Origin of the sequence: Streptomyces sp. NA02950 (assembly GCF_013364155.1) — a bacterium.
In the GTDB taxonomy this organism is placed as follows: domain Bacteria; phylum Actinomycetota; class Actinomycetes; order Streptomycetales; family Streptomycetaceae; genus Streptomyces.
Window position 1 is genome coordinate 4,794,346 of the sequence record NZ_CP054916.1, and the last position, 11,187, is coordinate 4,805,532.

Sequence of the window (11,187 nt, forward strand, 5' to 3'; positions counted from 1 at the left end):
TGGCAACCCGCAAGCCCAGCACATCACCCGACCTTGACCACACGGTTGACCATGCCAGGGGTGACCATGCGCGGGCAGCAAGGTCACGGAGGCATAACTCCTCTGGAAGTTTGTCGAGTTGTAGGCACACGTCACTGACCATCACGCACACCACGCGGGCACCTCCACGAATGCGAAGTCCTACCGACTGGCGTATGGCCGTTGCGGTATCCACAGCCCCACCCTGCAAGGTCCCTCCTGTGGATAAACTTCGCCGATCACCAGAACAGATAGCCCCAGATCGGACTTACCGGTTCTGACTCGCATGGTCGTCGTGGATCAGGAGCGATGCATGACTGCGCGACCAGCTCATGACCGCGCGACCGGCCAGGAGGCAGCACAGCGGAGCTGTTCAGAGTTTCTTTACTGGATCAAGACGGCCCGCTGGCGCGGGCCGTGCGCGCTGGCGGCCCGTGGCCGCCGCCCGCTCCTGTCTGCCGCCCCGCTCAGCGGCGACCGCGCCCCACTCAGCGCGCCAGGCCGCAACAGCGCACCACCAGATGCAGTAGGAACCTGAACCGCCATGCCATGCCGCCTCCTGCCGAACCCGACGGCCGCACCGACGCAGCAGCATGCCCAGGCCCCTGTTCCCAGCAACCCAGCTCAGCCGGAACGCGCACGGGTCACCGATCACCTCAGCAGCCGGACGGACCGAGTAGGCCCGTGGCGCGGCGCCCGCTTTCGTCGCGGTCTGCGGACCGGTCGCGCCATCGCTGATTGGCCGGCCGGGGCGGAGCGGAGGCGGCTGCGGGTCAAAGATCAAGAACATGGCAGAGTGGTTGATCCCGGTGGGTGATTGAGGCCCATACGTGCGGGTGCTCTGTCGGCTCTCCCGCCGTCGTGGCTGACTTTCCCTACCTGAGGCATCAGTGCCAGCCCCCTCAACACTCCAATCAAGCTGGAACGGGGACCGACCCGACCCAGTGGTACCGCCCTCTCGGTGCACCTCCGTCCGCAACCACACCTCCGCGAAACCCACATCGATTGCTTCCCCTGTCATGCGCACCCGCTCACGTCCCCTTCCACATCGCGGCGTACAGGCCAGCCGAGGCAGCGTGCGCGAGCACGACAACCACCCCGGTACCATCGGGTACCGGGGTCCTGATCAGGGACTCTCAACCGGACCACCCCGGTAGCTGTCCAGGCGTAGGGGTGGTCCGGTCTTGATATCTGAGGTTGTTTCGGCGCAGCCCGGCCCCATGCGAGGGGCGTTGGAATGCGCTCAGCTGCCAGGCCCTTCCGCGGCAACCGGAGGTGACTTCCCGCCTTGAAAGCGGGTCAGCTCAGGTCGGGCACCCTCTGCTCTGGCCTGTCGAGCCAGGCCACGTGCTCACCTTCGGGTGTGATCGTCATGCCGAAGCGGTCCGGCCCAGGTCTGCCCATGGACCGCCACCATTGATAAGCAACCTCGACCGCGGCCCACAGGCGACGGGGGCCGTGCTCCCAGACAGTGAACCGATCGTCGGTCCGACCGTCCCAGTCGACGGCCGCCCAGGACGCGGCATCGGTGGTGGCCAGCCACAGCCGGGAAGCCACCCCGTCCACGTCGGGGTCGTTGTGCCAGGTCCGCCAGACGTTCCGCAGCTGGAGCCCGATGGCGAACTGAGCCGCCCAATCATCCCCAGTCACTGCCCATGGCGACAGGCGGGTGATCGACTCGGTGGGTAGGTGCTCATCCCGTACCACGTCCCGGTAGATCCGCAGGTCGGTGCGTTGGTTGCGCATGAGCATGAACGCCGAGTGCGGAGAGAACCACCCCGATGCCAGCCCCTGCCCGTCCACCGTCAGCCGCAACAGGCCGTAGCAGAACCACGGCGACTCCCACGGGGTCAAGATCACCCCGCCTGGCTTCGTCTGTTCCACCCAGGCACGGGGCACCTGCCGCACCGAACAGGTAGCAATCACCCGGTCATACGGAGCGCCTGCCGCGTATCCAGCCGCGCCGTCACCGGTGACTACCTGCGGTTCCAAACCCACAGCCTTGAGGCTGGCCGCAGCCTGCGCGGCAAGAGCGGGATCCACCTCTACCGTGGTCACCAAGCCCGCACCCAGGCGATGCGACAAGAGGCCAGCGTTCCAGCCCGTGCCCGTCCCGATCTCCAGCACGCGATGCCCGTTCGCCACGCTCAGCATGGTGAGCATGCGAATGACGATGGATGGTGCGGACGCCGACGACGAGGGCCAACGCTCGCCATTGCTCGGATCGGCACCATCGTTGATCTGTGTCACCACCGGGCCGTCCGCGTAGGCCGTGTGGAGCCAGGCCGACGGATCCGCACTCCGGGTGCAGACAGCCAAGTCATCCCCCACCCATACCTTCTCGGGCAGGAACGCGTGCCGGGGAGCGGCCCAGAATGCCCGTTCCCACTCCGGCGCGATCGCCCCGGACAGCGCTTCGTTGAGAGTGCCGAGCAGACCGCGCATGGCGATCTGCTCAGCTCCGTTGTTCACCATCACCGGGCGCGCTCTACTTCCCGTGCTTCGGCGGCTGCTTGGGCTGCGCCGTGTCTGGCGACGGCGCCGACGTCCCCGGGTCCTTCTTCCCCGCATGCTTCCCGTCGCCCCCGCTGTCACCCTTGCCAGTGCCCCATGCCATGACTGCTCCCTCGGTTGTGGTGTCACTGCTGTGGTGGAACAACTCGCCCGGCCCCCAGTCGCAACAGCGACCAGAGACGAGGGTCATTGGGCAGCCGCCAGGGCCAAGACCAGGCCGATACTGACGGCGATCATGAAGACGTAGAGCGGGCCAGCGAAGCGGCACACAAAGTCGACAAGCCGCATCACGAACCCCCCGCTTCTGCGGAGTTCAACAGCCCTGAGACCTCCAGGAGCCATCTACAGGTGTAGCCCAAGGTCTTCACACGCCACGCGGCGGACTGCAATCCGGCGCCGAGCCCTTGGGCCATCTCGTGTGGAATGGTGTCCAGCTTGCTGCGCCTCTGGTACCACTCCACCGAGCCGCGCCACATGCCGTCAATCTGCTTCGTGGCCAGTGGCATCAGCGCCTGGATGTGCTGTAGCAGAGCCCCATGCAACTCGCACAGGTCTGCGTACGGGGGCAACGCCGACCGCTCCGCCAAGGCTTTGCTGATCACCGTCTTGAGGCCATCGATATCTACTGGCTGACGGCCCCCTTCAGTCGTGAGCGCCAGTACCTCATTGTCTGGGGGCCAACTTCCCCCCACCTCATGCCCCTTCATGCCTGTCTGCGGCTGCATGGGTAACAGCATCACGGTGGACGACCCCCGCAATCGATATCCACGTGATTACCCACCGTGGGTAAAATCGCCGGTAGCCTCCCGACCAAGCACCACGCACCCACGGAGTGCCGCTCGTGACCAAGTACCAGGAGCCCGATGGGCTCCCCGCCCGCTTGTTGAGCAGCACCGAGATGATCGACGCGTGCCGAGAACGCGACTTCTCCAAGATCTTCATGCTGGCGAAGAGTCGGGGTGGCTTCTATCCGTCACTGATCGCACGCCGCTGCGAGCTGACGCCCAGCCGGGTCGGGGAGGTTCTATCCGGCCAACGAGCCATCAGGGACATGCTCGTCATCGAGCGCGTATCTGATGGGCTTCGCATCCCCGGTCACATGCTCGGACTCGCTCAGCGACAGTGGGAGACGCCAAAGACGTTGCAGGCTGGCGCCGTAGCGCCGCCGAACTCCCCTCCGTTCGTAGCCAAACAGAGTTCCGAACCAGGCAGCACGGTTCCGAGCGTCGATCTGGACAGCATCCTTGCAGTCGCTACAGGGCCGCGACTCAGTCCGTCCACCCTGCGCGCCCTCCACTCGTCGATCGAGGACTACTGGCGTCGCGATGACGAACACGGAGGCGAGGCCCTACGCCCGGCCGTTGTCGGGCAGCTCCGCTATGTCCTAGGGATGATCAAGGAAGCATCCGAAGGCGAGTTTCGGCGTAGCCTGCACAGCATTGCCGCCGAACTAGCCAGGCTCACCGGCTGGACGTACTTCGACGCACGCCAGTACAGCCAGGCCCGCGTCTACTTCGCCGAAGCCTTGCAGCTCGCCAAGGCCATTGACGACCACCAATTCATGGCGAACGTCCTGGCCTGCATGAGCCTCCAAGGCACTTATGAAGACCGACCGGCCGACGCCGTAGCACTTTCGACAGCAGCGCAGGACAACGTCCGCAGGCGCTGCGGCACCCCCCGAGTGATGGCCATGCTGTCGATGCGCGAGGCTTTCGCACACGCTTCGATGAGCAACCGCAGGGAAACGCATACAGCGCTGGCCGAGGCGCACCGACAGTTCGAACGGATCTCGGATGCCGACCCGGACCCGGCATGGGTGACGTACTTCGATGAACCCAAGTTGCTCGTGGACACCGGCATTGCCCGCGCTCAGCTCGGCGAGGCCACCGCAGCCGAACCCTTGATCGCTGATGCGTTGCGACGGGAGCCCGTAGGTAACCAGCGGGGCCGAGCGTTCCACTCCTTCTGGCTTGCTACCGCGCAGCTACAACAAGGCAAGGTTGAGGAGGCGTGCTATACCGCCACCGCGGCACTGGAAACCGCTACGGTCGTCGGCTCCGAGCGCATCACGGGGCACCTGCGTGAGTTCCACCAGCGCCTAGCCTCGTTCAACAAGGAGCCCGCAGCCATCACGTTCGAGGCACGGCTGCGGGCGATGCTGCACTGATGGTCAGCGGATCGATTCGTCCATCAGCACGTACAACAGGCCCACCAGGGATCCACTGCTGACGATCTCGCGTCGGTCGATCATGCCTCGGATGCGGTCCAAGGCGATCCACTCGATGCGGTCGGACTCGTTCTTCTCCGTCGGGTCTCCGATGTGTATTGCTCCATCGGCCCGGAAGACGTAGTGCTGGGAGTCGGTGATCCCGTTCGCAGGCTCCCCGTAGACCAACGGCTTCATCGGACCGGGGCGCCAGCCAGTCTCCTCTTCCACTTCGCGGGCAGCTGCGGCCTCGGGCGACTCGCCTTCCTCGATCAGCCCCATAGGCAGTTCCCAGGCCCATGCGTCCGTGATGAAGCGATGCCGCCACATCATGAGGACTTCCCGCTGTTCGTTCACCACGGCCGCAACGGCAAGGTGCCGTAGCCGGACGACGTGGTGTTCCCAGCGTCGGCCGTCCGGCTGCTCAACATCGACAAGGCATAGGTTCACCCATGGGTTGGTGTAGATCTGCCGCTCACCGTAGGTCTTCCACTGCATGGATGCCGCCCCTCTCGCATGTGGCATCAAGCATCCCAGATGACCGGGGGCCCACCGAGGGTGACGCCAGTCCCGCTATCAGGTCCTGTGCTTCACCAGCCGCCGACACCTGCTGTACGAGCCCAGCCCGGAGGAGCCCGCGGCCGCTTCAGGTTGTGGGTGCGGTGCCTGAGCCGCAGCACGCAGTGCGCAGGGATTGATCGTTCGCGATCGGCGTGACGGCAACGCTGACGGCAACGACGGCACACGGCGCCCATCAGCGGCCCTCCCCGGGCACTAGCTCAGGCCGCCGCCGAAGCCCATGGCAGCACCCTGCCCGAACCTACGGATCAAGAGGTTGCAGGTTCGAATCCTGCCGAGCGCGCAGCAGCTCAGAGGCCCCCTTCCAGAGATGGAAGGGGGCCTCTTGCGTTGCTGCGTGACTACCGGTAGTTCGTTAAATCCGGCGGTAGAGGTCAATGCCGTGTCCGGTGGTGACCGCGTCGATCAGGGCCTGGAGCTCTGAGGGTGGGTCTGTGTCCGTCCAGGCTCGCCACCACCGGGTGAGGGTGATGGCGGGGGTGAGCCAGGACCGGATGGCCCGTAAGGCCCTGGGCCAGCAGGGCTGTTGGGGCTGGTGGGGTTCGGTTGATCCCCCTCTCTGGCCCGTCGTCGGGGCATGGGTCCGGCGCGGTGGCATCCAGGGGTCCCGGTGGGGCGAACCACTGGTCCCAGCAGAAGGAGAAGGCGCAGTTGACCAGGGTCTGGTGGCGGCGGATGGCGCGGTCGGAGCGGACTTGGAAGTCGGCCCAGCCGAGTTCGTCCTTGATCTGTTTGTAGCTCTGCTCGATCCAGGGCCGCAGTCCGTAGAGGTGGACGATCTCGGCGAGGCCCGCCGGCGGGTGCGGGCCGGTGGCAGCGTGGGGTGTGTCGGGGTGGGGCAGGCTGGTGGCCAGGTACCAGGTGGCCTTCTCCGGCAGGCTGCCCGGATCGGTGGTGGCCACGACCAGCCGGCAGGGAGAGTCGGGGCCGTAGCCGCCCAGGCGGGCATCAGCCGCCCACCAGGTCTCGGTGTGCCCGTCACGGAAGTGACGTTCCACGGGCATCCAGTCGCCTGGATGCCTGGCATCGCGCCAGGCCAGTGAGTGTGCGGCTTCGATGGGGGTGTGCGGCTGGTCGGCCGGAGCCCAGGTGCCGCGGTGCGGCTTGAGCGCGACCACGTAGGCCAGGCCGGCCTCGCGCAGTGCGAGGTACCAGTCGTCGCTGACCGAGTAGGCGCAGTCGGCGACCACCGCCCGGCAGCCGAAGCCGGCCTCCTTCCCTCGGGCCGCGAGGGCAGCGGCCAGCTGTGGTTTCGTGCGGAAGTCCGGGTCGGAGCGGCTGCGGGTGAAGTGGTGGGCGGGGGTGTAGGGAGCCGCGTGCAGCGGGTAGTACACACGGCCGTCGGTCCACACCGTGGTCACCGTGACGATGCCGTTGTCCGTCTTGCCGTACCGGCCCAGCCACTGTCGGCCCACGTGCGCGGTGGCCGTGCCGTCCTTACGGTCCCCGGAATCGTCGATCACGATGACCCCGCCGTCGTGCGGAGCCGTCGCCGACTGCTCACGCAGCAGCTCAAGCCGCCGGTCGTTGACCTGCTCGGCCTCCCAAGGGGACTCGGACAGGAAGAACTGCAGCCGCTGCACCCCCGCCGTCCCCGCACCCGCCACCGGCTCCGCCCCTGCCAGGCATGTGATCGTCTTGTTCCGCTCCCGTGGTGCCAGCAGTCCCGTCAGGTACTCGCGAAACCCCCGCCGCTGAGCCAGACTGAAGAAGAGGTCGTCGAACCGCGCCGCATAGTCCTCCAACGGCCCCGGCGCAGGCGGACACGGACGGCGAGCGGTCATCTTCAGCCCCCAGCCAGGTAGTTGACTCCTACCACCGGCCTACGACCAACCCGGCCTGCCGTCAACCCGCACCACCGCCGGATTTAACGAACTACCGCTACTGAGGTTGAACTCGTGATGTCGCTGGGGTGCTCAGGCGGGTCGGATGGTCAGGCCGGTCTCGGCGAGGCAGCCGTCTATGAGGTCGCTGCGGTACTGGATGTGCCGTAAGCCGCGTCGGATGCGGTGGACGAGGTGTTCGGGAGTGCTGAAGGCGACGTTGGAAAGCCAACCGCGCCGCAGCAGTGACCAGATCCCTTCGACGGGGTTGAGGTCGGGTGCGTAGGGCGGCAGGTAGTAAATGGTCAGCCAGTCCCGGACTGCCGCCCATTCCCGCAGGTCGGCGGCTTTGTGGACGTTCAGGTTGTCCCAGACGAGAACGATCGGGCCGCCGAGCTGCTGGTGGGCGGCGATCAGCAGGTCCCGGTAGTCGCGCCAGGAGAAGCTTTTGCGTCCGTCGCGCGGGCCGTCGTCCCGGCGCGGCCGGTAGATCAGCCGGGACCGGTGGCCGGGTTTGTAGCAGGTCAGCGCAGCGATCGATATCCGTCTGCGCGAACGGCCGCGGACCCGCACCACCGGGGTCCGGCCGCGCTGGGACCAGGTTTTCGCCTGCGGCGGCGTCATGGAGAATCCGGCTTCGTCCTCAAAGACCAGCCAGGCTCCACTCACCGCCGCGAGCCTTCCGCGCAGGGCCACACCTCCTTGACCCACCCGGCCACCGCATCGTCGTCCCGCTCCATCGCCCGTCGGGCCGGGACCTGGCAGGACCATCCGTTACGGACCAGCAGCTTGCGCACGCCCTGGACCGTGTAGGTCAGGTGGAAGCGGCGGCCGATCACCGTCTTCACGCGGCTCAGGGTCCACCGCTGGTCTTCCCAGCCGTGAGCGGCCGCCCCTTTGGCCAGCTCTGCCTCCAACTGGGCGAACTGCTTATCGCTCAGTCGCGGCAGCGACGCCGGCCCCTGCGACCGCAGAGCCCGCGGACCGCCCTCGTCCCACACCTGCCGCCACCGCTGTACCGAGCGGACGCTGACGCGCAAGTCCTTGGCGATCACCGAGCTCGCCTCACCCTGGGCGAACCTCTCAGCCGCCTTCAGCCGTAACTCCTCGCGGAACTGCTGCCGTTCGGCGGTCAGCCCGCCCCCTTGTGGATACCGCATGTCCTGGTGATACCGCACAGACGACGAGCCGTCAGCCCCTACGACACCACGAGTTCAACCTCAGTAACGGTAGTTCGTTAAATCCGGCGGTGGTGCGGGTTGACGGCAGGCCGGGTTGGTCGTAGGCCGGTGGTAGGAGTCAACTACCTGGCTGGGGGCTGAAGATGACCGCTCGCCGTCCGTGTCCGCCTGCGCCGGGGCCGTTGGAGGACTATGCGGCGCGGTTCGACGACCTCTTCTTCAGTCTGGCTCAGCGGCGGGGGTTTCGCGAGTACCTGACGGGACTGCTGGCACCACGGGAGCGGAACAAGACGATCACATGCCTGGCAGGGGCGGAGCCGGTGGCGGGTGCGGGGACGGCGGGGGTGCAGCGGCTGCAGTTCTTCCTGTCCGAGTCCCCTTGGGAGGCCGAGCAGGTCAACGACCGGCGGCTTGAGCTGCTGCGTGAGCAGTCGGCGACGGCTCCGCACGACGGCGGGGTCATCGTGATCGACGATTCCGGGGACCGTAAGGACGGCACGGCCACCGCGCACGTGGGCCGACAGTGGCTGGGCCGGTACGGCAAGACGGACAACGGCATCGTCACGGTGACCACGGTGTGGACCGACGGCCGTGTGTACTACCCGCTGCACGCGGCTCCCTACACCCCCGCCCACCACTTCACCCGCAGCCGCTCCGACCCGGACTTCCGCACGAAACCACAGCTGGCCGCTGCCCTCGCGGCCCGAGGGAAGGAGGCCGGCTTCGGCTGCCGGGCGGTGGTCGCCGACTGCGCCTACTCGGTCAGCGACGACTGGTACCTCGCACTGCGCGAGGCCGGCCTGGCCTACGTGGTCGCGCTCAAGCCGCACCGCGGCACCTGGGCTCCGGCCGACCAGCCGCACACCCCCATCGAAGCCGCACACTCACTGGCCTGGCGCGATGCCAGGCATCCAGGCGACTGGATGCCCGTGGAACGTCACTTCCGTGACGGGCACACCGAGACCTGGTGGGCGGCTGATGCCCGCCTGGGCGGCTACGGCCCCGACTCTCCCTGCCGGCTGGTCGTGGCCACCACCGATCCGGGCAGCCTGCCGGAGAAGGCCACCTGGTACCTGGCCACCAGCCTGCCCCACCCCGACACACCCCACGCTGCCACCGGCCCGCACCCGCCGGCGGGCCTCGCCGAGATCGTCCACCTCTACGGACTGCGGCCCTGGATCGAGCAGAGCTACAAACAGATCAAGGACGAACTCGGCCTGCTGGGACCAGTGGTTCGCCCCACCGGGACCCCTGGATGCCACCGCGCCGGACCCATGCCCCGACGACGGGCCAGAGAGGGGGATCAACCGAACCCCACCAGCCCCAACAGCCCTGCTGGCCCAGGGCCTTACGGGCCATCCGGTCCTGGCTCACCCCCGCCATCACCCTCACCCGGTGGTGGCGAGCCTGGACGGACACAGACCCACCCTCAGAGCTCCAGGCCCTGATCGACGCGGTCACCACCGGACACGGCATTGACCTCTACCGCCGGATTTAACGAACTACCGGTAACTGCGTGACTATGGCCCCGAGATCAGCCCTCGAAGATGCGGTCCATGGCAACCGCGCCGGTCTGGATCACCGGGCGAATCTGCTTCCGGTAGACCTCCTCCGTCACGGCTGTTCCGGAGTGACCGACGGGTCGGGAGATCTCCTCCAGCGGTACGCCACTGTCCGACAGCAGAGAGACGAAGCGGTGCCGCGGCTCTGTACTGGATCAAGGCAGCCCGCTTGCGCGCGCCGCGCGCCGGCGGCCCGTGGCCGCCGCCCGCTCCTGTCTGCCGCCCCGCTCGGCGGCGCCCCCGTGCCACTCAGCGCGCCAGGTCGCATCAGCGCACCACCAGATGCAGTAGGAAACCGAGGCGTCGCGCCGTGCCATCTCCCGCCGGAGCCGGCGGCCGCACCGACGCAGCAGCACCTACAGGCCCCTGTTGCCAGCAACCCAGCTCAGCCGCAACGCGGCCAAGCCACCGATCACCTCAGCGGCCGAACGAACCGAGTGGACCCGTGGCGCGGCGCCCGCTTTCGTAGCGGTCCGCTGACCGGTCGCGCCTCAGCTGAGTGGCCGGCCGGGGCGGAGCGGAGGCGGCGGACGGTGCGGTGTCCGCCGCCGCCCCGGGAGTGGTGCGTCGCCGAGACAATGATCTATGGGCGCTCCCCGGTGGTGGCATGGAGATGTCCCACTCGTTGCCGGGTACGGCGGTCCGCGAGGTCAAGGAAGAGACGGGTCTGGGCGTCGGGACCACGGGTCTCGTCGGCACCTACACCGACCCGCGTCACGTCATCGCGTACACGGATGGCGAGGTACGCCGACAGTTCAATGTCTGCTTCACGGCCGGTGATCGGCGGGCGGTTGGCAATTTCGGACGAGCCCACGGAGCTGCGTTTCGTGTCACAGGGGGAGTTGGACGAGCTACCCATGCACCACACACAGCGGCTCCGCCTTCGTCATTTCCTGGAGCACCGCGAACGCCCTTACCTGGGTTGATAACCGTAGGGCCTCGCACCACTCCATTGAGGAGAGACTCACCCCGCGGCCAGAGCCAGTCGGTGAGCTCGTTGATGTCAGGCTCGGATGTCAGCCCGGCCCAGTTCGAAGCGGCGGCCAAAACAGGGACGTAGGACGTCCAGGTACGAGACAATAGCGGCCGTGGATGAAACGGTCGCGGTTGCCTTGGTTACCTCTTTGTCAACGCTGACGGCTGCGGGGTTGGCGGGCTCGGTCTCCGCTTGGACAAACAGTAGGCAACTACGGCATCAGGCTCTACTGGCAGGGGAGGAACGGGCCGAGCAGCGCGCGAACGCCTACAGAGAGATGCGGCGCGAGTCGTACGAGCGATTCCTGTCTCAGGCTGATGCTGCTTAC

General features: G+C 67.2%; 7 protein-coding genes and 3 pseudogenes. 3 read left to right on the top strand and 7 right to left on the bottom strand.

Features of this window, described 5'->3' with window-relative positions:
* Nucleotides 1-1,317: 1,317 nt before the first annotated feature.
* Both HUT19_RS20970 and HUT19_RS20975 read right to left on the bottom strand, forming a co-directional pair.
* Nucleotides 1,318-2,493, bottom strand: coding sequence for a methyltransferase domain-containing protein (locus HUT19_RS20970; protein ID WP_176187111.1), 1,176 nt, complete (start codon nucleotides 2,491-2,493; stop codon nucleotides 1,318-1,320).
* A gap of 326 nt (nucleotides 2,494-2,819) precedes the next feature.
* The gene (locus HUT19_RS20975) at nucleotides 2,820-3,257 is read right to left on the bottom strand and encodes a DUF6415 family natural product biosynthesis protein (RefSeq protein ID WP_254885681.1); all 438 of its coding nucleotides are present in this window, start codon (nucleotides 3,255-3,257) and stop codon (nucleotides 2,820-2,822) included.
* A gap of 107 nt (nucleotides 3,258-3,364) precedes the next feature.
* Here HUT19_RS20975 and HUT19_RS20980 point away from each other — a divergent pair.
* Nucleotides 3,365-4,761, top strand: a pseudogene (locus HUT19_RS20980) (hypothetical protein).
* Here HUT19_RS20980 and HUT19_RS20985 read toward each other — a convergent pair.
* From HUT19_RS20985 to HUT19_RS21000, 4 genes are all read right to left on the bottom strand, one after another.
* Nucleotides 4,703-5,236, bottom strand: coding sequence for an NUDIX hydrolase (locus tag HUT19_RS20985; protein WP_176181949.1), 534 nt, complete (start codon nucleotides 5,234-5,236; stop codon nucleotides 4,703-4,705). The pseudogene HUT19_RS20980 and the gene HUT19_RS20985 overlap by 59 nt on opposite strands.
* Before the next feature lie 455 nt (nucleotides 5,237-5,691).
* Nucleotides 5,692-7,062: an IS701 family transposase gene (locus HUT19_RS20990; protein ID WP_254885339.1), complete on the bottom strand. Its 1,371-nt coding sequence runs from the start codon at nucleotides 7,060-7,062 to the stop codon at nucleotides 5,692-5,694.
* Nucleotides 7,063-7,233: 171 nt separating this feature from the next.
* Entirely contained in the window at nucleotides 7,234-7,764 is a 531-nt protein-coding gene (locus HUT19_RS20995; protein ID WP_254886098.1) for a transposase, read from the bottom strand.
* 41 nt (nucleotides 7,765-7,805) lie between these two features.
* Nucleotides 7,806-8,300, bottom strand: a complete 495-nt coding sequence (locus tag HUT19_RS21000; RefSeq protein WP_176178559.1) for a winged helix-turn-helix domain-containing protein — start codon at nucleotides 8,298-8,300, stop codon at nucleotides 7,806-7,808.
* A 203-nt stretch (nucleotides 8,301-8,503) separates the two neighbouring features.
* Between HUT19_RS21000 and HUT19_RS21005 the strand changes: the two genes are divergently transcribed.
* Nucleotides 8,504-9,769, top strand: coding sequence for an IS701 family transposase (locus tag HUT19_RS21005; RefSeq protein WP_254885683.1), 1,266 nt, complete (start codon nucleotides 8,504-8,506; stop codon nucleotides 9,767-9,769).
* Nucleotides 9,770-9,855: 86 nt separating this feature from the next.
* Here HUT19_RS21005 and HUT19_RS43115 read toward each other — a convergent pair.
* Nucleotides 9,856-10,023 (bottom strand): annotated as a pseudogene (locus HUT19_RS43115) (site-specific integrase); the annotation flags it as partial.
* Nucleotides 10,024-10,421: 398 nt separating this feature from the next.
* Between HUT19_RS43115 and HUT19_RS21010 the strand changes: the two are divergent.
* Nucleotides 10,422-10,809, top strand: a pseudogene (locus HUT19_RS21010) (NUDIX hydrolase).
* Nucleotides 10,810-11,187 lie beyond the last annotated feature (378 nt).